Genomic DNA, 23281 nt, shown 5'->3' on the forward strand with positions numbered 1-23281 from the left:
TAAGACGCTTCAACTCTGCGTGTGTAGTGACGGCATACCGGTCCCATCGGGTTACCGGTCCCAGCAGAAGCGTCTCGGGGGCCCCGCAGCGCGGGATGCTCGCTGGCTTGTGTTGGGAAACCACATCGTTGAGGCTGGGAGGAGTCACTCGGGCTCTTCAAAGCCGGGCGGTGGACCGGAGAACATCTGATAGGCAAGCCATGCAAACACGATCAAGATTACGACGAACACGATCACTGCCAGGATGACGGCGGCTTTAGGTACACCCTTGGAACGTACGGTGGCTCCGGTGGTGAGGTTCTCCAACCGGGTCACACGAAGTGTCCCGGCGCGCATCCGCCCACTTGCCCGAACCGAGTCGCCGTCGCTCACAGAACCCTCGAATGTAAGGCCCCTCATTTCTACGGGTATGAGGGACACCCGGTTACCTGAGTCGTCGTATCGCTCGATCCGGAAGGTCCATATCGACTCTGACCCTTGATCGCCGCGCGACTCGGATCGTGCCTGCACACCGCGCACTTGACCTTCAGCGTGCCCGCTGCCAACCGGAAGGGCAGCAGAAGTGCGCCCTGGATGGGCAGCAGGTGGCGGCGGATGCGCCGCGCGCTCGTCACCATGCGTGCTTCGGTCCGGCGGAGCGCTCCATCCTTCGCCACCAGCGCGTCCCGTCCGGGGCGGGGGGTTAGGAGGCGGCGGCTCTGAGGACCTATCAACCAACGAGCTGAAGGAGTGGCCACAATAACTACAGAAGGACGAATTCGGACTGGCTTCCCCACTGCAATTGGGACAAATCCACGTATTATTCATGCGGAACACTTCCGTATTGTCCGCCTGGCTGGTACGCCTCTCTTCCAGGAGACACCCGTGGGGCGCGCAGAGCAAATCAGCGACGCGAGGGCCTGAAAGAGCGTTTTGTCCTGGCAAGGGTGTTTGGTAAGTAGCGTGGTGTCAGCGGATTGGGTCCACGCGTGGAGGCGTGTGAGGCTCCGCCCGTGGAGTGCGATGTGTGTGGACGGGCGATGTGGCGATGGCCGGCGCTGCCGGCGGTGACGCACTCGGAGATCTGGTCCTGTTGCTGGTGCTACGCCTCTACCTGTGTGGGTGGTGAGTGGTTCGAGGTCGCGCGGCCGCCGTATTTGCCCGTGGGGATGCGTTGGGAGCGGGCTGTCGCGGACGGCCTTCCCGCCGACGTCTCCCACGCCTTCGGCATTTTCGACAGGACGCTGTGCGGAATCCAGGAAGCTGGCATGTCGCCGTCCGACTACTGGTGGCTGCCGGAGCGGGAGAACGCCTGCGGCGCTTGCCGGGAAGCGGCGGGTGTCATTGATGACCGCTGGCCGCAGGCAATGAGGGACGAAAATGCGCGGGTCAGCGTGGCCCGGCGACTATGAGTCCTTCCAGTTCGGAGTCGATTCTCGTGTGAGCCTGCGGCTCATCAGGTCGATCATCGCGAGGCGGATCATGGCTTCGGAGCGGTGTGGGTGGGTTTCGTAGTCGCGAGCGAGGCGGCGGTGGTTCATCAACCAGCCGAAGGTCCGCTCGACTACCCAGCGCCGCGGGATGACCTTGAAGCCCTTCTGGCCCGGGTCACGGCGGGTGACCTCGACGTCGATGCCGAGGGTGGCGCCGTGATCGATGGCCTTGGTCCGGTAGCCAGTGTCGGCCCAGGCCTTGGTGACCCTGGGGTGTGGGCCTGGGCGATGTGCGAGAGCAGGTGGATGCCGCCGACGTTGTCGGAGACGCTGGCCGCAGTGACCCAGACGGCGAGGAGGAGGCCGAGGGTGTCGACGCCTATGTGGCGCTTGCGTCCTGCGATCTTCTTGCCCGCGTCGATGCCCTGGCCGGCGGCCGGGACGTTGGCGGAGGTCTTGACACTCTGCGCGTCCAGCACGCACGCACTCGGCTCGGCGTCCCGGCCTGCGGCCTCCCGGACCAGTCGGCGGAGCAGGCCGTTGAGCTGGTCAAATACACCGTCCTTCTGCCAGGCGGCAAAGTATCCGTAGACGGTTTCCCACGGCGCGAAGTCGTGGGGAAGGTAGCGCCAGGGGATCCCGGTCCGGTCCACATACAAGACCGCGTCCATGATCCGTCGCAGGTCGTGCTCGGGCGGCCGCCCGATGTCCAGACCCTTCCCTCGCCGCGCGCCCCGCCAGGCCGACAGAATGGGCTCGAGTAGTTCCCATCGGGCATCGGACAGGTCACTCGGATACGACCGCTGTCGAGACATGTTTCGATAGTTCCGTCGGCAGACACGCAGCCACAGGGCGCAAACAGGGGTGAGCGGGGGCGCCTTGGGATCAGACAGGAGCGAACGGGCGGAAACCCGGCCGGCAATGGCGTCAACCGTCCCTCACGTCACGGATAACGACCCCGACCTCAGCAGTCCCAGCCCACTCCGCTGCCCCAAAAGCTGCCAAACACCTCTGCCGGGACAAAACGCTCTTTAAGCCGCTGTTCGAGTCGGACGGGTCGATCAGACCGGAGCAGAAGGCCGTCCTGGAGGCGGCAAACCACTGGCTCGTTGTGGCGCTGGCCGCGCGGGACCTGTGTCCGTCACAGCGCGGCGCGAGCCTTGCCATCCCTACATGGCGCTACGGCCAGGAGCCGACCACGCCCTTTGCGACGGTGTACGCCAAGTACTTCCAGAACAGCATCCGGGAGGAGGCGCTGGTCGCGCAGTCGCTGGCGGGCATCGTGTTCGCCCGGGGCGGGGGCGGCACGCTCCGCGAGATCTTCCAGGACGTGGAGGAGAACTACTACGCGGCGAACGCGGCTCAATTCACGCCGATGATCTTTTTCGACCCCGATGCGTACTGGCAGAACGACGTGGAGGTCGACCCGGACGGCACGGTCGGACGCCGTGCTGTCAAGCTCGACCAGGTGCTCAGCCGGATCTTCGTGTTGGCCCGCGCCAAGAGCCGTGACACGCAGGAGTGCCTGGCTAAGGTCCGCTTCACCATCGACTTCGATGAGATCGTGGAGCTGCTGCGTGCCCAGGCGGACACCTCCAAGAGGCGCCTGACGCTGATGCTGGAGGGCCGCGCCGCGGAGCTGCCGGCCGCTCCCTGGAGCCGCTGAACAGCGGGGGTGGTTGATGGAAGGCCTTGTCGTTGTCCACCTCGACGTCGGAGACCCCACAGCGAGGTGCGAGAGGCCCGCCCACTGGTTCACGTAGTCCTTCGGGGAGTAGAGGTTGGTCCACTCCACCCCGGTCGGCGCGGACAGGGGCTCACCTCCCCCCCGCGGGTGAGCACTTTGCCGTGTACGCCCGACACGCCACCCCTCCCGTTCGGTGGACCGGCCCCGTCTCCGGGGTGCCCAGGGCCAAGCCCGGCGGCTCAGGGCTGCGGCAGTGGGACCGGGCGCGCCTGAGAATCGGCGAAACGCCGGGCGCGCCTCACCTGCACCATCAGCAGGCTCTGGTTACGCTGCGTGTCCCGGCCATGGAGAGCCCTGGGGGCACCTGTGACACAGATCCGGATTGCTACGTTCAACCTCGAGAACTTCGACGAGACCCTCCCGACGGAACACCCGTCGTTGGCTGAACGCATCACGCTGATGAAGCCACAGATCACGCGGCTGCGGGCGGACATCGCCTGCTTCCAGGAAGTCCACGGGCAGGAACGCCCCGGGCAGCCGCGCGACCTGCTCGCGCTGAAGGAGCTGCTCGCCGGCACCAACCTCGACAGCGCGCCCCTGGTCAGTACCAAGCCTGAGAGCGACGCGGTCTTCGACGTGCGGAACCTGGTGATCGCCACTCACCTGCCGGTTCTCAAGCACCAGCAGCTGAAGAACGACCTGGTCGCCGAGCCCCGCTATCAGCGGCTCACTGCCAACCCCCGCGACCCGGGGCCGGTCCCGATCGGTATCGAGCGGCCCATCCTGCACGCGCAGATCGACATCGATCACGCAGCCCCCGGCAGGCTGCTGCACGTCATCACCGTGCACTTGAAATCCAAGATCCCCAGCGATATCCCCGGCCAGGTGATCGACTCCCAGAAGGGCATCTGGGCCAGCGCCGACAGCTGGGCCGAAGGCAGCTTCCTGTCGTCCATGAAGCGCATGAGCCAGGCCCTGGAAGTCAGGCGCCTCATCGACCAGATCCTCGACGACGATCCAGACGCACGCATCATCGTAGCCGGTGACTTCAACGCCGAGCCCGAAGAAGTTCCCGTGCTGGCGATCTGCGGCAACGTCGAGGACACCAACAACGGAGACCTCGCCAGCCGGGTCCTGGTCCCCATTGAGCACACCATCCCCAGCGAGGCCCGCTACACCCTATTCCATCACGGCCGTGGCCAGATGATCGACCACATGCTCGTCACCCGCAACCTCCTTGCCCACTACCGCGGCTCCGAGATCCATAACGAGATCCTCCACGACGACTCCATCGCTTTCGCCACCGACAGCAAGTACCCCGAGTCCGACCACGCTCCGGTAGTCGCCACCTTCGACTTCGACTGACCCCGAACTGCTCTCCCGCCGCGTCCAAGACGGCTGGTTTCCGTGATCGAGTAGCCCCCCGGTAGCGTCGGTGCGCCTTCGTGACACCCAGCCTCCTTGGAGCAGGGCAGCACCCTACCGATGCCGGTCAGCACTCCGCCCCCTTCCTGGACGCGAAGGAGGGGGCGGCGGTGTGTGGTTCAGACGAGTTCCATCCGGATAGCGAGTACACCTAGGGCTTCCTTCTCGGGGCCGTAGATCGCGCGGATGTTGGCCAGTTGCTGCTCGCGGATGGAAGTGGGGTTGACGCGGCCCGCACCTTCGCCGTCCAGCAGGGCTTCGAAGGATGGGTACTCGGTGACGGCCAGGATGCGGACCAGGCAGCTCTCGTCGGTGCCCTTGACGGAGAACTGGATGTGGTCGCCGGCGGCCAGGTTCTCCAGTCGGGGGTACTTCACGCGGACCTCGGTTGTCTTGCGTCCGGCGGCGACCAGGTCGAAGTACTGCTTGTAGAGGTTGAGTTCGTGGATGCGGGTGTCGGGGGTTGTGCTCATGCTGCGGTACGGCTCCCTGCGGTCGTCATCAGGCGGCCCAGCTCGGCCGCCGAGTACGAGCGGAAGAAATGCCGGGGATCGGAGAACAGGCTCTCCGCCAGGGCCAGCATGCGCTCCGCGTACTCCGCTGTGGTGCCGGACCACAGCCTGGTGTCGAGCATCCACGGCTCCGCGCCCTTGGGCAATGGTGCCCGGCCTTCACGGATGAGTGATTTGGACAGCTTGGCGCCCGTGTCGGTGACGACCTGGGGGCAGAACAGCCGGGCGGGGAGCCGGCCCTGGGTGAGTCCGGCGGCCTGGAGGGCGCCGTCGACCAGGTTGGACCCGAACACCCAGTCGCCGCCCTTGACCATGACGTGCAGGGCCCTGGAGTCGGCGGACAGGGCGAGTTCCTTGACCAGGTTCCGGTAGAGGGTGGAGAGGTCCAGGTACGCGCCGTGAGGGGGCCCGATGGTCCCGCTGTAGGGCCCATGGTGGAGGCACTGCGCAGAGACGTTGACCCTTTCCTTGCCCTCGATGATGACGCGGGTCCGCTCGGCGTGCTTCTCCGCCCAGCCGCAGCCGGGTTGCGGGCAGGGCACGCGGACGTGCGGAACGCCAGTCGACGGGGCAAGCCACCACCGGCAGGCGTCCAGCCGGGGCAGCAGTCGGAGCCACGTCTGGCGATACGTCTCGGAACGCTGCTGGTCCGAGTACATCTCGACGAGGTACGGGATACCGGTCGCGCCCGACAGGGCGTCGAACATGGGTCGGTACAGGGCGTCGACCTGTGTGCTGACCTGCTGCTCTCCCAGGGCCTGGGCGTATGCACGCTGGTAGCGGTGGCCGCTGACCGGGTCGGTGACGAGTTCGTACGGCGCGTTGTCGAGGGCGCCGAACGTGACGGCGACCGGCACCCCATAGCGGTCGCGCGTCCGGGCCGCCGCCGCAAAGGTGAGGGACTGGACCAGGGAGGTGCCGATGTGGGGTGCGCCGTTGATCTGCGTGCCCACAACGAACACCATCCGGTCGGGCTTGGCGTCGTGGATGCGGGGCGCCAGGACGTCCTCGGCGTTGCCCAGGGCGTTCGCCAATACGGTGTTCGGGGAGACGGGGTACATCCTCGGTCCTTCCTCGGATGGCACTGGAAACCCCCGCATACGCCGGAGCGTGCGAGACCGGCGGGGCGGGGAGCTTGCGGGCTTATGAGCCGGGCGTGCCGACGGCGGCGAGCACGACGACCAAGGCGCAGACCAGGACGACGTAGACCAGCACGGCCAGACGCTGACGTCACCCTCGTAACGGACTCACCCGAGCACTCCGACGTTCGTCAGGGACGTCCGCAGTCGCCGCGCTCCGCACCGGGGGAGCACGCAGGCGAGTGGCACAGTCATCAGGACACCCTCGAAGTCCGGGATCTCCTCGGCGACCACAGCCATCAGCTCGCCCTCCGTGCCGCTCGCGATGCCCCGAAGGCGCCTGCCGCCGAGGGGATCCGGCCGGTAGCCGCACAGGTCCTCCGCGCTCACCGCTGCTCGGCCAGCCTTCCTGGCCGTTGTTCGGGACGGGTGCCCCGCAGGAATCGTTCCCATCCCTGCGCGGCCCGCTCCACCAGTGCCGGACTTGGGTCGGGGCTGCTGAACGCGTCCCAGGGCGCGTACTCAGGCTGATCCTGGATCTGCCGGGCCAGCGGGCGACGGCGGCAGGGGCTCGGTCATGGTGCACTCCTCGGTCGAGGGAATGCAGCCAGCCGCAGGGGACCGGGGAAGGACGTCTGCGGTCGGCTGCCGGGGGCGCGGCATCAACCTCGGCCCCACGCAAGGGGCTTGGCCGATCCCGCGAGATGAACGTACGGTCGCTCTAGGTGAGGTAGGACTGACCCTGGGTACGTGTTACCGCAAGGGCCGCACCGGGAGCGCTCGATGACCGCGAGACCAATCACCGGCACGATCGCGGGCTTTGTGCTGCGCACGGCACGGGAGTCGGTCCCGCTCACGCAGGCGGCGATGGCCGAGGCGCTGGGGGCGGACCTGGCCACAGTGCAAGGGTGGGAGTCGGGCCGGCGGCCCATCGCACATATGCGCGCGGTGGATCTGCTGGGGCTCCGGCGACGGCTGGCCGGGCTCGGCGCGGACGCGGTGATTGTCGCCCTGCTGGACGCGGCGATGGACGCGGACCGGATCATCAGCGCCACCCTCACCGGCACCGACGGGCCGCATCCTCTCGCTGAGTGGGTGCACACCCGCAACACCGCCCACATGCTCGCCTGGGCCCTCACCGGCACCCGGCCGCCCTCCCTTGCGCAGATGCCCTCCCCCCGCCGCAGGCGGTATTTCGACTGTGCGCTATTCCTCAGCTTGGGGCTGGGCTCCCGGATGTTGAGGTGCCAGTGCTCCTGACTGCTGTCAGCCGCGCGACGGCCGATGAGTTTCTCCATGATCCACAGTCATAGATCATGATGGCTGCACCGTAGCCATGGGTGTGGTCGAAGTGTGCATCGGCCGAACCTGCTGAGATCCAGACACGAGACACCGAGGAATCTGAGATGCGTACCCTGATCAGCACCGCTTTCATATCGCTCGACGGCGTCGTGGAGGGCCCGGGAGGCGAGCCCGGTTACCGCAACTCCGGGTGGACCTTCAAGGACGTCGAGTTCCTCCCCGAGGCGTTCGAGATCAAGGGCCGGGAGCAGAAGGAAGCTGCCGCGATCCTGCTGGGCCGGACCAGCTACGAGGCGTTCAGCCCGGTGTGGCCCGACATGGCGGACTTCGCCGACTACAAGGTGATGCCGAAGTACGTCGTCTCCACCACCCTCACCGAGGACGACCTGGTGTCGAACTGGGGCGAGACGACGATCCTGCGTTCGCTCGACGAGGTCGCCGCGCTGAAGGAGACCGAGGGCGGCCCGATCATCGTCCACGGCAGTGCCTCCCTGAACCAGGCCCTTTCGGACGCCGACCTGATCGACCGCTACCACCTGGTTGTCTTCCCGCTGCTGCTCGGCGCGGGCAAGCGGCTCTTCAGCGCCACCGACAAGGACACCCAGAAGCTGAAGCTCGTCGAGCACGAGGCGTACGCGAACGGGCTGCAGAAGAACGTCTTCGACGTCGTCCGCTGACAAGGCTCCCGCGCCCCCGCTATCGCGGCACTCGTCCTGGCCGGCACGCGGTGGCTCACCGCTCGACCGTGGTGCGCTGTTCGTGTACCGCACGGTCGGCTCGGACGCGGCCGAGCTCCAGGCATACGAGGTCTCGGTGATCCACGAGAAGCTCACCAAGAGCCGCCGCTTCATCACCGCCGTGGTCGCTCCGGGCAGCGGGCGCAGCTGCTCGGCGGTGACCCACGTGCCGTACTCGGCCGGCTCGACGCCGCCCCCGGCGGCCGTCTGCCAGAGGGGGACGCCGATGCGGTACATCCACAATCCGGAGTCGAGCTGCTGGCGCTCGTAGAGCCGTACCCGCTCGATGGCCTGCCCGTCGGGGAGGACCAAAGTGATCGGGGCCGACGGAGAAGCGTCGGACACGGTCAGGAGCGCGCCAGCAGCTCTTGCCGCGCCTGCTTACAGGGAACGCAGAGGGGTGACGCCGGAGCGCCGTACCGCGCGCAGGGAGATCCGCACCGGGCACAGGGGCCGGTCTGGCTGGGCGCCCAGGTGACGACCTGTGGGCGGGGCTTGGTGGTGGTCTGCTCGTTCATGCTGCTGCCTCCCCGTCCGTTGGGGCGGAGGTGTGGGTGCGGGCGGCGCGCCGCAGCTCGGCGCTGCCGGCTCGCCAGGCGGCGGGGGCCGCCCAGGAGGGGTGGGTGCACAAGGTTCCGGAGAGGGTGATCAGCCGGCGCCGCAGCGCGGTCGTACCGGCCCCGGCGGGGGCCTGCGCAAGCTCGGCGTACGTCTGCTGCCACGCCCTTTGGAGCGTGATCCGGTCCTCGGGGAAGCGGAACGGTGGTCTCACACCCCCAGTGAAACACGTGTTCGATTTCCTCCGCGAACGCCACGCTCCGGTCATCATCTAGGGCTGCTGTCCTGTCTCACCGATGGTTGACCCGCCCCAGTGCGAGACCGTCCCGCCCCGCAAGGAGCTCCCGCTCCTGCCTGGGGTGGGCCCTCCTTGCAGGGTGTCAGGCTCGCCCGTGGTTACCGCCTTGGTAGGACGAGTCGGGTGCCGGTCCAGTCCTTGGCGATGCTGACGCTCTTGGTCTGAGAAAGGCCGGCGGTCTTCGCCGCTTTGGAGATGGCGCTGGGCGCGACGTACCCGTCGCGTTCGGCCTTCGGGGTGAGGACCCAGATGACGACGCCGTCTTCGCGTTGCGCGATGGAGTTCAGCAGGGCGTCGGTGACATTGCCGTCGTTGTCACGGAACCACAGCAGTACGGCATCGACGGTGTCGGCGTAGTCCTCGTTGACGAGGTCCTGACCCGTCGCCTCTTGGATGGCCTCGCGGAGTTCATGGTCGACATCGTCATTGAAGCCGAACTCTTGAACGACCTGGCCGGGCTGGAAGCCCAGCTGGGCTGCCGGATTGATGCGCTCGCCCTGCGTTGCACTCATCGCTGCTCCCGTATGTGTGGACGCGCTGGCCGCGTTCCCAGCCTGTAGCCAATCAGACACTTAGCGTGCCGCCGGGCGGGTGGTTGCTGTGTCAAGGCGGAAGTGAGCGTGCAGTTGGCCAGACGGGCCATCTAGGGCGCTCAGTCACCCGTAGGTCTGGTGGCAGAGCGCGGCCACGGCAGGGCTGGTGACGCCGTGCGCGGCGCGGCACAGCTCCCTCATGTCCCCGGGCCCCGCCCCGGGAGCGCGTACCGGACGGTGCGGTGCGTGCGTACGGGTCGGCCGCTTCACCTTCCTGGGCTTGGGTTTGGCGGCGGGGCGCACGGCAGGCCGGGGCGGGGTTGCCCGGCGCGGCCGTACCGGGCCTTCGGCCCTGCGGTCGGGAGCCCGCCGGGCGGCCTGATTCTCGCCGGACGCCTGGCGGGCCGCGGGCGCGGGACGGGCCGGCGCGGGAGCACGACCGGCCTCCGTAGCGGCGCCGGTCGGAGGCACAGCCGCAGACTCGGGCATGGGGGAGAGGGGCAGCGCCGCTCCCGTGTCCGGCCGTGCGTGCCGGCGGTCGACGGGGTGCTTGTGGTCTTCCGAGACCGCGACGGGCGAGGCCCCGGCGGGCCGGGTAGGGACGGGGTGGACGGTGACGCATCCCGAGGCCGCGAGCAGCGCGACAAGGAGCAGGGGCAGGGACCAGCGACGCATGCCGCCACCGTGCCGCACACGCCCCGCAGGGCGCCCCTGACAGCCCCGCTGCGCCCCTCGGATGGATGACGCGACAGCCGTCCTGCAGAGCCGCCTCCGGCAGGTCTGGCGGACCCTGGAAGAAGGGGCAGGCAAGCCGTGAGGGAGGCCCTGTGACGCTGAGGCCGCCGGTTGAGCCGATGCTGGCGCAGGCCGCGGAAGCCGTGCCGGGCCCGGCCGCTGTGCGGGCGGGGTTGGCGTACGAACAGAAGCTGGACGGTCACCGGGCGCTGCTGTTCACCCCGGCCAGCCCGGGCGGCACGGTGCTGGTGCAAACCCGCCGCGGGGCGCTGGTCCAGGACCGATGGCCGGACCTGGTGGCGGCCGCCGAGGCACAGTTGCCGCACGGCCTGGTCCTCGATGGCGAACTGGTCGTCTGGGACCCCGAGGCAGGCCGCCTGTCGTTCGAGGCGTTGCAGCGCCGGGCCGCCACCCGCGCCCGCGGCGCCCTTGCCCTGGCCGCCCGGTGGCCGGCCTACCTGGTCGCCTTCGACCTCTTGCAGCAGGACGGCCAGGAGCTGTTGACGCGCCCTTACGCCGAGCGGCGCACCCTGCTGGAGAACCTGTTCTCCGAGCACGCCCTGACGGCCCCGTGGACGCTCTGCCCGCAGACGACGGACCTGGACAAGGCGCGGGAATGGCTGACGTCCTGGACCGACGTGTCCGGCGTCGAAGGCATCCTGATCAAGAGCATGTCCCAGCGCTACCTGCCCGGATACCGCGGCTGGACCAAGATCAGAAGACGGGACACCACGGAGACGATCATCGGAGCGATCACCGGCACCCTCACCCGCCCGCAGCTCCTCGTCCTGGGCCGCCACGACCAGGCCGGCCGGCTGCGCGCGGTCGGCCGGACCGTACCGCTGCGCCCGGAAGCCGCCCGACAGGTCGCCGAGCACCTCACCGCGGCCGCGCCCGGACACCCATGGGAGGGCGTGCGCTTCTCCGCGACGTGGGGGAGCCGCGACGTCCTCGACACCATCCTCGTCCACCCCCCCTGGTCGCCGAAGTCAACGCCGACCGCGCCATCGACCACGGCGGCATCTACCGCCACCCTCTCCGATTCCAGCGGCTGCGCCTGGACATGGACGCGGCGGACGTGCGCAGAGTGGGTGTCCGGGATGCTCGGCGTCCATGTCCCCCGGTCGGTGTCTGGGCTGGCCGAGGTGTCGCGGCTGGTCGGCGCGGTCGCGGACGCCGCCGAACTCACTGCGCTTCCCGGCGACGGTGCGACCGCACAGGCCCGAGCTGCACACGGCGGCTGCCCGGGCCTGTGCGGCCGCCGGTGAGCGGCCGGGGGTGGACGTGCGGGCCGAGCTGGCCGCTGTCCGCGCGGGGTGCCGGCGTGCGGCTGCCGCCGTTGGCCTGCGCGTGCCCGCGCCTTCTGACATGGATCGGAAGGCCGTGCGGCAAGGGGTCCCCTGCTCGCCTCCGCGTTAGCGGCGTGCGCGCCATGTGCCGTAGAGGGCGGCTACGGCGCTGATGACGCCGGCGAAGCCGGCTTCGCCGACGGTGAGGTAGGTGCCGGCGCAGGTGGCGAGGAGCGCGACCAGGACCACGGCGTCGGGGACGCGGTGCGTCCTGGTTTCCGGCTCCGGTCCACGGGTGGTGGGGAGCCGGTCGGGGTCGGGGTCGGGTGTCTGTGGGGTGGTGCCGGTTGTGGTCATGACTCCAGGAGAGCGGCTCTCCTGCCGGGTTCCCAGTGATTCGTACGGGCCCGCCCGGACCCGGACGGCCTTCCGTTTCGGCAGGTGGAGTTCGGGCTGGTTCCGGACGGGTCGAGGCGTTCGGAACCATTCGGAGCGTTCCGCATACGTACGGTCTCACCCCCCTCTAGCGTGGCTTTTCCGCACAGGTAGGAGGGTTTGATGGCAGCCGAAGAACGTGGGGTCGAGCCGCAGGACCGCGAGGCGATCGAGGCATACGAGCGCGCATTGGCCGCCTTCGCCGAGAAGCTGAATCTCCTCCACATATCCGGCGGCTCCCCCACCTACGCGACCATCGCCTCCGCCTCGGTGCGGCCACGCCTGACCACTACAGGCCTGAACGAGATGCTCACCGGCAAACGCCTGCCCTCCCTCGAGTCGCTCCTCGAGTTCGTCCGCATCGTCACCACCCCGCGCGGCAAGCAGGCTGCCGAGCAAGGTCGGGTCGACTCCGCGCTGATCAAGGATTGGCGCGGACACTGGGAGGGCGTCAAACTGGCTCAGCGCCGGGCCCAGTGGGCGAGCAAACGCCGGCAAATTACGGGCCAGCAGACTCCCGACGATGTCGTGGCACTCGTTGAGCCGGACGCGAACGACACCATGGCCCTATTGCAGGGCGGTGCCCAGGTAGATCCGCCTGTGAGCTCCGAGGCCCCGCTGGAGGACCGGCGCCCCGAGGCCTCCGTGCAGAAGCCTGAGGTTCCGGAGCAGGGCAGTCCTGCGACAGCCCCGGCCGGTGGTTCGCAGGACGCGGAGCCGTCCGGTCCGCAGGACCCGAAGAAGGCATTAGTGCCGGAAGGCACCGGTCAGGGCCGGCCGTCCTGGCTTACGCGTCGGCTGATCGTAGTGACCGCGCTGGTGTCGGCGAGCGCTCTGATCGCGGGCGGCGTGTGGTGGCACGTACAGGACCAGATTGCGAAGGATGACGCGGAGCGCGCACACCGGCAGGAGCTGGAGGTGCAGGAACTCAAGGCCCATTGCGGCACCAGGAATCCGGCATTGACGATCACGCCGGGCGGGTGTGCGGGGATCACCGACGGCAGTGACGGGCCGGGCATCTTCGGGGCCGGGTTCGAGCCGGCCCTGACGGTGCTCAACGCCGAGAACACGGTCGTGGAGAAGACCGACGGCTACGTCACGGTGGCGCTGATGGGGCCGCTGACCCAGGGCCCGGGCAGCCTGACCGGCGACCGCGCCGTGCACCAGGTCGAGGGAGCCCTCATCGCCGTACGCAAGGCGAACGAGGGCGACGCCTACCCGAAGGTCCGGCTGGTGCTGGCCAACATGGGCTCGGACGAAACGCACTGGCCCGGCGTCGTCGACCGGCTCAAGAAGATGACCGGCACACCCGGCACACCCGGCACACCCGGCCCTCTCGTCGCGGTGACCGGGATGGGCCTGAGCCAGCAGGAGTCGATCGATGCCGCGCGGGCACTATCGGCGGCAGCCATCCCGATGATCGGCGACGTCATCACCGCAGACGGCTTCGACACCACCGGCAGCATCGACGCCGGTGCCAGGATCGAGGGACTGGTACGCGTCGCCCCCAACTCCAGTGCCCAGCTGCAGGCGATCAGCCAGGAACTCCGTAAGCATCCCGAGCTGAAGACCGCTGCCCTCGTCAGCGCCCCGACCACCCCCGCCGGAACACCCGACTTCTACTCGAACTCCATCGAAAGGGCAGCTCGGAACCCGGCAACCGGACTCCTTCCCTACCTGCAGGCGGGAGGCATCTTCTTCAACTTCGACGTCCGGGGAGGCGCTGCGCAGACCAGTCTCGGCACCATCAGCAAGAACCTCTGCGGCAAGGTCACACCTGACGTGGTGATCTACGCAGGCCGCGCGACCTTCCTGCCCACCTTCCTGGAGAAGCTGCACCAGCGGCAGTGCCGCACCACCCCCATCACCGTCGTCACGGGATCCGACGCGGCCACCCTGGATCGCAAGCTGCCCGCCCTGAACGACCCCGGAGCACCCATCTCGGTCCTCTACGTTCCCCTCGCCGACCCGGGCCAGCTCGGAGACAAAACCAACCCCGACCACAGCCTCTACCAGGAATTCGCCGACGAATTCATCCGTGACCACCACGGTCAGAGGTTCGGCACGGGCCACCTGGACAGCGGATGGGCAGTCATGGCGCACGATGCGATCGTCACCGCCACCCTGGCCATCCGCAACGCCGTAGACCCGCCTCAGAAGCCGCCCACCGTCTACGCGGTCAGAGCACAGCTCTACCTCTTCGACACCACCAACGTCATCGAAGGAGCCAGCGGTATCTTCCGCATCGACCCGCAGACCGGCAACCGGAATAGCACCCACACCCCCCAGGTGGTACGCCTGGGCACCCCGAGCGCCTGATCGCACAGCACACGAATCCCGCTGGACGGCCCCCCGTCCAGCGGGGTTCGTATGCCCGGCATAGGAACTTCCGCCGGTCATGGCAGCGGCCGTGACCAGGCCCCGGGCCCGGTCAATGCCTGCGGGGATGATGCCCCGTCCGGCTTCCCCCGACGGGCGGGGCCTTCTTCTCTCAACCGGGCGGCGAACATCTCTCGAACCGCACGGTTTCGAACGGGTCGCCAGAGGCCGCCGTCCGATGGCGTGCCGCCCTCCGGGACTCACATGAGGCGTGCGCCGAGAAGAACTGTAAGAAGTGCGAGGGTCGGCAGCGCTCCCGCCCTGCCGCGCGGGTGAGCCGTGTGGTTCGGCCGGGCGGCCCAGTCCGGCTGCTGCGCGGTCTCGTCGTCCTGGTGAGGGAGAGGCGCGGGAGGGGCGGCCGGTGTGTGCAGGGACGGTTCGCCGTCCACCGGGGCGGGGAGAGGGCCGGCGGTCCACTCCTTGGCTACGTAGGTCACAACCGAGAACGTTTGTTGCCGATTTCCAAGAACGCTTTCTGACCGCAGCCGTGTGCGATGTCGGTCAGAAGTAGTAGCGCCAGATCGAGCCGCAAGAACGGATAGACGGTGCCGCGGGCCAGGTGGACTATTCCTCCGACAGCCGTGCCATGTCGGACACCGGTCCGAGGTGGCCAAGCTTGTCGGGGTTGGACACGGAGTGGATCGCCCGAATCACACCGTCGACGATGTCGAGCTCGACCACGTTGACCACCCGGCCCTCAGGGTCGTACGTCACGGCGCCGGGGCGGCTGTTGACCCAGGCAGGACGGAGATCGGCACCGAGGCTCCGGATCCGGCGGAACCCCCCGACGAGCAGCTGCCCAACGCGCTGCGGCTCGGCCACCGGATTCCTGGTCGCACGCGCCTTGCCACCGCCGTCCCCGTAGTACACGACATCGGGCGCGAGCATGCCGAGCAGCGCGTCCAGGTCGCCGCCCTCAGCCGCCTCGAAGAACTTGCGGGCGAGTTCCTCGCCCTCGGCCCGCTTGGCGGGGGGCGGCACGCTGTCCGCGTCCGGCCCAGCCGCGGTGATGCGCTTCTTGGCACGGGCGAAGATCTGGCGGCAGTTCGCCTCGGACTTCCCGGTGGTCCTCGCCACGTCCGTGTAGTCGTACCCGAACACCTCGCGCAGCATGAACACTGCCCGCTCCACCGGGGAGAGGGCCTCCAGCAGCACGAGGAAGGCCATGGACAGTGAGTCGGCCAGCTCGGCGTGCTCGACCGGTCCCGGCCGGTCATTGGTCACGACGACCGGTTCGGGCAGCCAGTTCCCCACGTAGGTCTCCCTCCGTACCCGTGCCGAGCTCAGGTGGTTGATCCCCAACCGCGTCACGGCTGTGGTCAGGTACGCCTTTGGTGCGGAGATCGCGGTACCCGCCTGGTGCGCCCGGGTCAGGCCAAGGAAGGCGTCCTGGACGAGGTCCTCGGCGTCGCCCACCGACCCGGTCATCCCGTAGGCGATGGAGAACATCAGCGGTCGGTAGCCGGCCTCGTCCGTCACATCCGTTGCTCCCGACATGGGACCCTCCCCCAACTCGCGGACGGCGGCGCTCAGTCCAAGCGCGCCGCCCCGCCTACCCATTCCAAGATCCACAGGATGCCCAGAGGTTATCCGAGGGGTTTCGGTCGGCCGTCGGCGGGCCATCGCAGTCCGGCGGGGAGACGCACGTCACATCAGCCCCTGTCACAGGCTGCCGGGGTGCCCTGTCTTAGAGGGCGACAACGAACAGCAGGAACAAGGAGTGCACGATGAACGCTCGACTGAACTTCATGACCAGCCCCGTCGCCGCCAAGGCCATGAAGCACATCGTCGCCGCGAGCAGGGCGCTCGCGGAGTCGACCGTCCCGGCCTCCACCCGCGAACTGATGATGCTCCGCGCCAGCCAGATCAACGGCTGCGCCGGATGCATCGACATGCACACCAAGGATGCCGCGCACGCCGGGGAGAGCGCGGTACGTCTCAACCTGGTCGTGGCCTGGCGCGAGGCCACGGTGTTCACCGACGCCGAACGCGCCGCCCTGGAGCTGACCGAAGAGGGCACCCGCATCGCCGACGCGGCCGGCGGGGTCTCGGACGCGGTCTGGGCGAATGCCGCCAAGTACTACGACGACGACCAGCTCGCGGACCTGGTGGCCCAGATCGCCATCATCAACGCCTTCAACCGCGGAAACGTCATGATCCAGCAGCCCGCGGGCGACTACCAGCCCGGCCAGCACGGCTGAGCGTCCGCCCGCCACGCGACCGTTCCGGCCCCGGCTCCCCGAGCCGACACCATGCAAGGACACATCCCATGAACCTCGCCCTGTGGATCATCACCGGACTGCTCGCCGCCGCCTACCTGCTCGGCGGCGCCTTCAAGGTGATCACGCCGAAGGAGAAGATCGCTGCCAGCGGCCCCAGCGCCCGCTGGGCCGAGGACTTCAGCGCCGGCGGTATCAAAACCATCGGAGCCCTCGAGGTGCTGGCCGCGGTGGGCCTGGTCCTGCCCGCCGTGCTCGGCACCGCACCGGTTCTGGTCCCGCTGGCAGCCCTCGGCCTGGTGCTGATGATGACCGGCGCGGCGATCACCCGCATACGGCGTCACGAGACCAAATTCATGGTGGTGGATCTGGTCTACCTCGCCCTGGCCGCCTTCGTGGTGTGGGGGCGCTTTGGCCCCGAGTCCTTCACGGGCTGACCGGGGCATTGTCCGGCTACACCCCGCTGCGTTCAGCTGGCAGCGCCTGCGCTACACGACCGTGATCAAGTGCACAGCGCCCAAGGGCTTTACCGCTGATCCTCAAGGCCGGCACACACGATGGCCACACGCAAGCACCGACGCGCTTCCGGAACTCAACAACACGCTTCCCGCCACCAGCAGGCCGTTCTCGGCACGGACCGACAAACGTTGCTGACTCTCGGCGACAAAGCCAGGGCATCGAGTGTTGACCTGCGGTGCAACAGCGGGCGGCACTCTGGACGAGCCTGAACGGGTTTTGAGAACCGGAACGGCGCTTCGCGGTCGACAGGCCATCGTGTTTGATCTTGTCGCGCAAGGGACCGGTGACCCGATTGCCGGGACTGATGAGGCGGACTGGGGGACCGGCCGGGTCCGGCTCGCAGGACCTGTCAGGTTCCGGAGGAGGACGCCGTCTGCTTGCGCCGGGTGCGTCGGCTCCTCGCCATGATGCCGTTGATGATCTCGGAGTGACGGCCCTTGAGCGCCGCGACCGGCACCTCGATGGTCTGGTAGGTCGTGTGGCCTTCAGTTCGTTCTGCCACGCTGTTCTCGTCGTGCCAGCGCAGCTCGGTGCCGCCTGCCTCGATGTACGGGATGTCCGGGACGGTCTGGAGGAGCACCCGTCCGCCCCTCGGGGCGGGGAGTTCGATCCAGAAGTGTTCGGGGACGCCGAAAGCGCCGTCCATCCGGTAGTGGCACATGATCCAGCCCGCCGGGTTCGTGGCGTCGATCCGCAGGCCGTGGGACTGTACGAAGGTCCGAACCGCCCGTTCCATGAGGGGGCGGATCGCGGCCTCGTCGTGCTGGGCGTCGAAGTTCCCCGGGTCGAAGCGCATGCCCGCGGCCGTGATGTCGTCCCGCAACCGGTCCAGATCGCTTCTGACTTCGGGCTCCACCCGGTCCAGCTCCCGTACGTCGTCCTCCTCGCTCAGGCCGATGAGGTAGCTCCAGTACTCACCCCGGTCGAGGCCGCCGGAGTCCGCGGCGGCCCGCACGGCCCACTCCCAGCAGGCGGCCTCCTCGGGCGTCTTGGGGAGCTTGCGCCCCTGCCCGCCCGCGTAGGTGTCCTCCCGCCCGTCGGAGGCGGCGATCAGGTTGACCGCGTCCTCGGAAATCTCCCCTTCCGTGTTCTCCTCGCGGGTGCGCTTCATCCGCTGGATGGCGCTGCCGTCGCCCCCGCGCGCGGAGCGGTCGGCGTCGACAATCCGCGTGACGGGAGGACCGTTCATCGCGCGCCGGGCGTTGGCCTCCGCCTCCCGTTCGAAGCGGTCACTGGGGTCGGAGACGGACAGCCCGTCGCCGTTGTCGGTCCCCGAGACGGGGCCCTGGCGCTGCTGGATGACGTGCGTGAGTTCGTGCACGAGGGTGTGCTTGTCGGCGCCGCCCTCGCCGATGACGACGTGGCTGCCCGAGGTGTAGGCGCGGGCACCTACTTCTGCCGCTGAGGCCCGTGCGGTCGTGTCCGTGTGGATGCGGACGTCTGAGAAGTCGGCGCCGAGCCGGGCTTCCATCTCGGTGCGCGTGTTGTCGTCGAGGGGGCGGCCCGACGAACGCAGGACGTCGGGGACGGTGGAGCGCTGTACGGGTTGCTCGGTCTGCTGGGGGCCGCAGTCGGCGCTGTGGCGATGTCCTTCCTGAGCCCAGGGGTGCCCGGCCCGGCGGAGCATCTGGACGACTGCCGCGTTGCCGGCGCTGCCCTGGAGGGCTAAGAGCGCAGGGAGCGGCGTCGTGGCACGGCCGGTAGGTGTGCGAGCCGATGACCCGCAGTTCTCCGCCTCGTTGCTCCTTGCGCTGCCGTTCGTATGCATGGTCTTCCTCTCGTGTCGTCCCTACCGGCGTCGATGTCTGTGCCCCCTGGTTCCGACCTTGCTGCGGATTACCGCCTTCCGCGCCGGACACGGTGCCGAGTCGGGGGATCACGTTCCAGTGACGGGGCCGGTGATACATCCCTTCTGGGACGTTAGGGCATTCCGCAAGCCCATCGCCGTGGAGCGGCTCTCCTCGGCCTGATCTCTCCCCCGCGCGACCCGCTGCACGTCGCCGGAACCGGTAGCGGACGTGGCTCTACCTTGCACCGTGGGTCAGAGATAGGAGAGCAGGCCTATCGGGTGCATAGGACGGTCCGGGCCGGTTGGTAGTCCTGGAGGCGAACAGGTCGGCGGCGGCCGTCCAGATCACACGAGGGGTCGCCTATCCGCGTGGCTACGGGATCAGGGCGAAGGATCCTTCGCAGAAGGCGTCGTCGGCGGCCCATGAGCGGTAGGCGACGCCCTTCCAGTCGTTGAGGTCGTCGTGTAGGTGGCTTGCGGCGAAGGTCTTCCAGGTGGGTTCGGAGGCCGGCCGGGGTGGTGGATCGAAGCTGTCGGGTGAGGAAGTGCCGCATGCCCCTGAGGGTCTGGTTGGCCCGGCTGCTGTACCGCATCTCGTAGGCGAGGATGACGAGCTGCACCCGGTCACGTGCGTCGAGTTTCGTGAAGAGCCGTGCGAGGTGGGGGCCTGGTCGCGCCCCCACGGTGAAGTTTGCCCGTGATCAGGCCAGCGACGGACGAGCCCCTGAACGGTCTGGACCCCGAGGGAGTGCTGTGCGTGAACAGCGCGATGTACAGGTCCGAGACGTGGTGGTAAGCGGTGCCGCCCACCGCCCCGTACCGCACGGACGTGAGTTCTTCGGCGATCTCGGTGTTGGACAGGCCGCGGCCGACGAGGGTCAGGACCTCGCGTTCCCGATCGGTGATGCCGTCGACTGGCTCTGTCCGCGAGAACGGGTTCTGGCACAGCTTCCGTGCAGCGGCCACTCTGAGTGATGAACGAGCCTTGCAGGGTGGCATCGAAGTCGCCCGAAAATGTGCCGTCGTAGAGGCAGGTGGGCTCAGAGTCCGGCCCGTGGAAGAGGCTGTGCTCCGACTGAAGGAGCTGTTGCTCCCATCGATCGTGGACAGCGCGGCAAGACCATCGGTGGGGCGCGCGTCACCGACGACTCCAGGCTGTCCATGGCTCTCCACCTACGCGACCAGGAGATGAGCCTGCGGAACATCTCCAAGCGGCTCGTCAGGCGCGAAGAAGGGACTGCACCCCTCGCCCGCCGCCGTTATGCGGATGCTGCGTAAGCATGACGAGCAGGCCGCTACGGCGGCGAGTGCGTGATCACCCCCGGTACTTTGCGGCTGGTGCCTGTCTGTCAAGTCGCGAGATGTAGGGGCATTACGGGGTTGCCTGCTCAGGGCTTACTTGAAGCACGGGTCACGCAGACTAGGTGCCCCGCCGCATTTGTCTGGAAAGGTCAGGCGGGTGCGATTTACGGGACATGTTTCCCGTTGCCGAAAGGCCCGGCAGGGGCCATTTAAGGAATCCTTGACCCTATCTCACACAGGGAGAAACAATGGCTTCATTCGTAGAAGACCCCATCATCAACGTACTTAACGAGGGCGGGGGTGCTTTCTTTTTCCGCGTCTTCTATACCATCCGTTACACCCCGGAGGAAATGAATTTCGAGTTTGCGGACAGCATGGCTCTCTTCGAAGAGGATGGCGGCCTGTCCTTGGGTGATGACTTCCTGGGCAATCAGGACATACGGACGTTCTTCCCCGAGGCGATAGAGTTCACTAGGCGCTTCGAGTTTCGGATGTTTGCTGATGATCTCGGTACAGAGATCGACGGCGAAGAGATTTACGCGGTGGTACACCATCGACGCAACATTCCCACAGCGGTCAGCGCCACACGCAGGAGCGCAGTTTTCCCCATTGCCGTGTGACAGCGGCCGGGCTGACAGCCATCAACTGCTCTCACTAGAGCTACGGAACAGAAGGTCATTGACAGGCGAGACGGCCGGCACCGCGGGTTGGGAGTCCGTCTTGCTGGGGTGATCGGTATCAGTGCACGGGATATGCGTCCCGTTGTCGAAGGCCCGACAAGGCCGCTTAAGAGATATTTGACCCTTTCTTGTACTAGGAGATGATTACAGTGGCTGAATTCATAGGAATCCCCACCATCAGTATAACCAGTGAGGGCGGGGACAATTTTATTGTCCACGTTAACTACGTCATCCGCTACACCCCGGAGGAAATGAATCTCGAGTTTGCGGACAGCATGGCTCTCTTCGAAGAGGATGACGGCCTGTCCTTGGGTGATGACTTCCTGGTCAATCACGAGATACGGACGTTCTTCCCGCTCGTGCCAGAGCAAACTCACACCTTCGAGTTCCCGATGACTGGCGATGATCTCGGTACCGAGCCCGACGGCGAAGAGATTTACGCGGTGGTACACCATCGACGCAATATTCCCACAGCGGTCAGCGCCACAAGCAGGAGCGCAGCTTTCCCCCTTGCCGTGTGATGCTGCTCTGAATGCATGATGTCGGCCTGGTCTGATCCCGCTCGGGCATGGGCGAAGAACCGCAGCCCGCTGTAGGAGATCTCCGCGTACATCGGGGGCCGGCACTCCGCGCAGCCGGTGGTGCTGCGGGTCCAGCAGACCGACGGCGCCCCGGCGCGGGACTTCCCGGGGCGAGCGGCGGGGGCGGCTTGACTTTCCACACCGCCTCCCATGCCTGCCCCCACCCGACATCGGGCAGGTGCGCGAAGACGGTTCCCCACTCGGCGTGCACGGAACGGAACGCCATCAGTCCCCCTCTGGACGAACTGACGGCCGGTGGTGCGGCGGATCTTGCGTGGCCGCACCACACAACCTGAGCCAGAACCGCTACTCGCGTACATAGCCACCGTGCTCGTGGTCCGCGGCTTCAGCTCCCAGTCCTACGCCGACGTCGTCCGCGACCGCGTCGCCCACGAGCAACGCGAAGCCTGTCTACTCGTGGTCGGTGACTTCGACTGCTCGGGCGAGGACATCGAGCGGGACAGGGTGGAGCGCACCGGCTGCTGGAGCTCGGTGACCCGGGTGCTGCTCACCTACGAGCAGGTACGCACGTACGGGCTCCCGGCGACCGAGGGCGAGAGCGGCGACCCGAGGTGGCCAGCCTTCGCCCGCCGCTACGGCTTCGACCCTCGCCACCCGGTGCAGTGGGAGGTGGAGGCATTGGAGCCGGCCGAACTCCAGCGCCTGGTCCTCGCCGCCGTCAACCCCTACATCGACCGCACCGTGCTCGCGCAGCAGATCGCCCGCGAGGAAGAGCAGCGCCGTGCCCTGGCCGACTTCCTCGGCGGCTGGAGCGCGGACGGCAGGTAGTCCCGCCGCCTGCGCGCAGTCCGCCATGGTGATTAATTACGGAGGCATATGCGCGTTGTGGCCGGTTCCGCCGCTGAGGGTCCCTACCGTGGCATGCGCAAAGCAGGCATGGCCAAGGCGCCCGTCCTGCCCTCCATGTACCGACCACGAAAGGAGTGAGCGTGAACGCTCGCTTCGGTATGAAGCGGAAAGTCGTGTTTGGGGTGACGGCGCTGATCTCGATCGCTGCCGGGGTTGTCCCGGCCTCCGCCCTGCCCGGAAGCTCGCACCACTGGGGCGTCATCACCCGCAACACGATCGGCTCTCCCGTCGCTGCTCTAAGGGACGGCCCGTACGGATCGTTCGGTGTAACGGGGACCGCCGCGAGGCCGCCCTACGGCCGAGGCAGCCTCGGAATCGAGGTTGCGGACCGCTCCACTTCCCTCACTCCGCCCAGTGAGAAGGTCAGCTTCGGCAACGAGGTCGACTTCTACGGCAAGCCGGTCCTTGGCGCCACGGGTCTGAACCAGGTCGGTTTCCACGTCTTCCAGACCGGCGAGAACGTCTCCTACGGCGGCCCGACGAACATGCCGAACGTTACGTTCGAGATCAATCCGAACCTCACCGCGGCGCCGGCCACCGCCTACTCGTCGCTGGTGTGGCTACCGGCCGCCTCCCCGGTGACGAACCGCTGGAGTGGCTACCTGGACGCCACCACGACCGGTACATGGTTCCTCACGGGCAACGCGGGCACCGTGACCGGCTGCAGCCTGGCGACCCCGTGTGCCTTTCCGCAGCTGAAGATCGCGCTCAACGACGGCGGCGCACAGCCGACCATCTACACCGCTGCGGTCGGCAAGGGCCGCGACAACATGTGGATCGGCGCTGTCGACGGCCTGCGGATCAACGGGACCATCTACGACTTCGAAGCCTCCGGAGTCAAGACGCGCCGCGCCACCTGAGCCCTGACCGGCAGGGCGTTGTCGTCCGCAGCCGTGAGGCTGCGGACGACGCCATCCTCACCTCCAATCGGGTGACCGAC

Annotated in this window: 23 protein-coding genes and 2 pseudogenes; 14 read left to right on the forward strand and 11 right to left on the reverse strand. The window is 67.8% G+C overall.

The features are described from left to right. Positions 1–144: 144 nt before the first annotated feature. Entirely contained in the window at positions 145–372 is a 228-nt protein-coding gene (locus IF88_RS46950) for a hypothetical protein (protein WP_158754783.1), read from the reverse strand. Between the two features lie 725 nt (positions 373–1097). On the opposite strand from IF88_RS46950, the gene IF88_RS0135750 reads away from it, so the two are divergent. Further along, positions 1098–1391, forward strand: coding sequence for a hypothetical protein (locus tag IF88_RS0135750; RefSeq protein WP_234323817.1), 294 nt, complete (start codon positions 1098–1100; stop codon positions 1389–1391). Here the strand turns inward: IF88_RS0135750 and IF88_RS41405 are convergent. Continuing rightward, a pseudogene (locus IF88_RS41405) lies at positions 1386–2227 on the reverse strand (IS5 family transposase). The gene IF88_RS0135750 and the pseudogene IF88_RS41405 overlap by 6 nt on opposite strands. Positions 2228–2523: 296 nt before the next feature. Between IF88_RS41405 and IF88_RS44705 the strand changes: the two are divergent. Together IF88_RS44705 and IF88_RS0135765 are read left to right on the forward strand one after the other, a co-directional pair. Next, a complete protein-coding gene (locus tag IF88_RS44705) occupies positions 2524–3078 on the forward strand; it encodes an LOG family protein (RefSeq protein WP_158754785.1) in 555 nt (184 codons plus the stop codon). A gap of 387 nt (positions 3079–3465) precedes the next feature. Continuing rightward, positions 3466–4464: an endonuclease/exonuclease/phosphatase family protein gene (locus tag IF88_RS0135765; RefSeq protein ID WP_030722460.1), complete on the forward strand. Its 999-nt coding sequence runs from the start codon at positions 3466–3468 to the stop codon at positions 4462–4464. Between the two features lie 179 nt (positions 4465–4643). On the opposite strand, the gene IF88_RS0135770 is transcribed toward IF88_RS0135765, so the two are convergent. The 3 genes from IF88_RS0135770 to IF88_RS0135780 all read right to left on the reverse strand — a co-directional run bounded on the left by IF88_RS0135770 (position 4644) and on the right by IF88_RS0135780 (position 6505). Next, positions 4644–4997, reverse strand: a complete 354-nt coding sequence (locus IF88_RS0135770) for an ASCH domain-containing protein (RefSeq protein WP_030722463.1) — start codon at positions 4995–4997, stop codon at positions 4644–4646. Then, on the reverse strand, positions 4994–6097 hold the full coding sequence (locus IF88_RS0135775; protein WP_030722466.1) for a hypothetical protein: 1104 nt from the start codon (positions 6095–6097) through the stop codon (positions 4994–4996). The genes IF88_RS0135770 and IF88_RS0135775 overlap by 4 nt, the downstream gene beginning before the upstream one ends. A 186-nt stretch (positions 6098–6283) precedes the next feature. Then, positions 6284–6505: a hypothetical protein gene (locus tag IF88_RS0135780; protein WP_030722469.1), complete on the reverse strand. Its 222-nt coding sequence runs from the start codon at positions 6503–6505 to the stop codon at positions 6284–6286. Positions 6506–6898: 393 nt separating this feature from the next. On the opposite strand from IF88_RS0135780, the gene IF88_RS41410 reads away from it, so the two are divergent. The 3 genes from IF88_RS41410 (at position 6899) to IF88_RS48685 (ending at position 8425) form a co-directional block, all read left to right on the forward strand. Continuing rightward, a complete protein-coding gene (locus tag IF88_RS41410) occupies positions 6899–7375 on the forward strand; it encodes a helix-turn-helix domain-containing protein (protein ID WP_051838147.1) in 477 nt (158 codons plus the stop codon). Positions 7376–7521: 146 nt separating this feature from the next. After that, positions 7522–8094 (forward strand): dihydrofolate reductase family protein, encoded by a 573-nt coding sequence (locus IF88_RS0135790; RefSeq protein WP_030722472.1) that lies wholly within the window; start codon positions 7522–7524, stop codon positions 8092–8094. Positions 8095–8176: 82 nt separating this feature from the next. Then, positions 8177–8425, forward strand: a complete 249-nt coding sequence (locus tag IF88_RS48685) for a hypothetical protein (RefSeq protein ID WP_030722474.1) — start codon at positions 8177–8179, stop codon at positions 8423–8425. 243 nt (positions 8426–8668) lie between these two features. Here IF88_RS48685 and IF88_RS0135800 read toward each other — a convergent pair whose 3' ends face one another. Next, positions 8669–8926, reverse strand: coding sequence for a hypothetical protein (locus IF88_RS0135800; protein ID WP_037808291.1), 258 nt, complete (start codon positions 8924–8926; stop codon positions 8669–8671). Between the two features lie 182 nt (positions 8927–9108). Then, positions 9109–9522, reverse strand: a complete 414-nt coding sequence (locus tag IF88_RS0135805) for a DUF3052 domain-containing protein (protein ID WP_030722480.1) — start codon at positions 9520–9522, stop codon at positions 9109–9111. Between the two features lie 848 nt (positions 9523–10370). Here IF88_RS0135805 and IF88_RS41415 point away from each other — a divergent pair. Next, a complete protein-coding gene (locus IF88_RS41415; protein ID WP_324617229.1) occupies positions 10371–11546 on the forward strand; it encodes an ATP-dependent DNA ligase in 1176 nt (391 codons plus the stop codon). A 147-nt stretch (positions 11547–11693) separates the two neighbouring features. Here IF88_RS41415 and IF88_RS0135815 read toward each other — a convergent pair whose 3' ends face one another. Beyond that, complete coding sequence (locus IF88_RS0135815; protein ID WP_030722483.1) at positions 11694–11924, reverse strand: hypothetical protein; 231 nt, start codon at positions 11922–11924, stop codon at positions 11694–11696. Positions 11925–12125: 201 nt separating this feature from the next. On the opposite strand from IF88_RS0135815, the gene IF88_RS42600 reads away from it, so the two are divergent. Beyond that, positions 12126–14321 (forward strand): ABC transporter substrate-binding protein, encoded by a 2196-nt coding sequence (locus tag IF88_RS42600; protein ID WP_051838149.1) that lies wholly within the window; start codon positions 12126–12128, stop codon positions 14319–14321. 624 nt (positions 14322–14945) lie between these two features. Here IF88_RS42600 and sigJ read toward each other — a convergent pair. Next, a complete protein-coding gene (gene sigJ / locus IF88_RS0135825; protein WP_030722490.1) occupies positions 14946–15878 on the reverse strand; it encodes an RNA polymerase sigma factor SigJ in 933 nt (310 codons plus the stop codon). Positions 15879–16108: 230 nt separating this feature from the next. Between sigJ and IF88_RS0135830 the strand changes: the two genes are divergently transcribed. Both IF88_RS0135830 and IF88_RS0135835 read left to right on the forward strand, forming a co-directional pair. Beyond that, on the forward strand, positions 16109–16582 hold the full coding sequence (locus tag IF88_RS0135830) for a carboxymuconolactone decarboxylase family protein (protein WP_030722493.1): 474 nt from the start codon (positions 16109–16111) through the stop codon (positions 16580–16582). A 68-nt stretch (positions 16583–16650) separates the two neighbouring features. Beyond that, the gene (locus IF88_RS0135835; RefSeq protein ID WP_030722496.1) at positions 16651–17037 is read left to right on the forward strand and encodes a DoxX family protein; all 387 of its coding nucleotides are present in this window, start codon (positions 16651–16653) and stop codon (positions 17035–17037) included. A gap of 431 nt (positions 17038–17468) precedes the next feature. Here IF88_RS0135835 and IF88_RS49735 read toward each other — a convergent pair whose 3' ends face one another. Both IF88_RS49735 and IF88_RS49740 read right to left on the reverse strand, forming a co-directional pair. Continuing rightward, a complete protein-coding gene (locus IF88_RS49735) occupies positions 17469–18746 on the reverse strand; it encodes a DUF4157 domain-containing protein (protein ID WP_420711027.1) in 1278 nt (425 codons plus the stop codon). 786 nt (positions 18747–19532) lie between these two features. After that, positions 19533–19823, reverse strand: a pseudogene (locus tag IF88_RS49740) (LuxR C-terminal-related transcriptional regulator); the annotation flags it as partial. 635 nt (positions 19824–20458) lie between these two features. Between IF88_RS49740 and IF88_RS0135850 the strand changes: the two are divergent. The 4 genes from IF88_RS0135850 to IF88_RS0135865 all read left to right on the forward strand — a co-directional run bounded on the left by IF88_RS0135850 (position 20459) and on the right by IF88_RS0135865 (position 23201). Further along, complete coding sequence (locus IF88_RS0135850; RefSeq protein ID WP_030722500.1) at positions 20459–20830, forward strand: hypothetical protein; 372 nt, start codon at positions 20459–20461, stop codon at positions 20828–20830. Positions 20831–21039: 209 nt separating this feature from the next. Next, positions 21040–21411, forward strand: coding sequence for a hypothetical protein (locus IF88_RS0135855; RefSeq protein WP_158754788.1), 372 nt, complete (start codon positions 21040–21042; stop codon positions 21409–21411). Between the two features lie 387 nt (positions 21412–21798). Next, positions 21799–22260: a hypothetical protein gene (locus tag IF88_RS48695; protein ID WP_037808296.1), complete on the forward strand. Its 462-nt coding sequence runs from the start codon at positions 21799–21801 to the stop codon at positions 22258–22260. Between the two features lie 161 nt (positions 22261–22421). Next, positions 22422–23201: a hypothetical protein gene (locus tag IF88_RS0135865; RefSeq protein WP_234323818.1), complete on the forward strand. Its 780-nt coding sequence runs from the start codon at positions 22422–22424 to the stop codon at positions 23199–23201. Positions 23202–23281 lie beyond the last annotated feature (80 nt).

The sequence above is a fragment of the Streptomyces sp. NRRL F-2580 genome (genome assembly GCF_000720115.1).
Classification (GTDB): domain Bacteria; phylum Actinomycetota; class Actinomycetes; order Streptomycetales; family Streptomycetaceae; genus Streptomyces.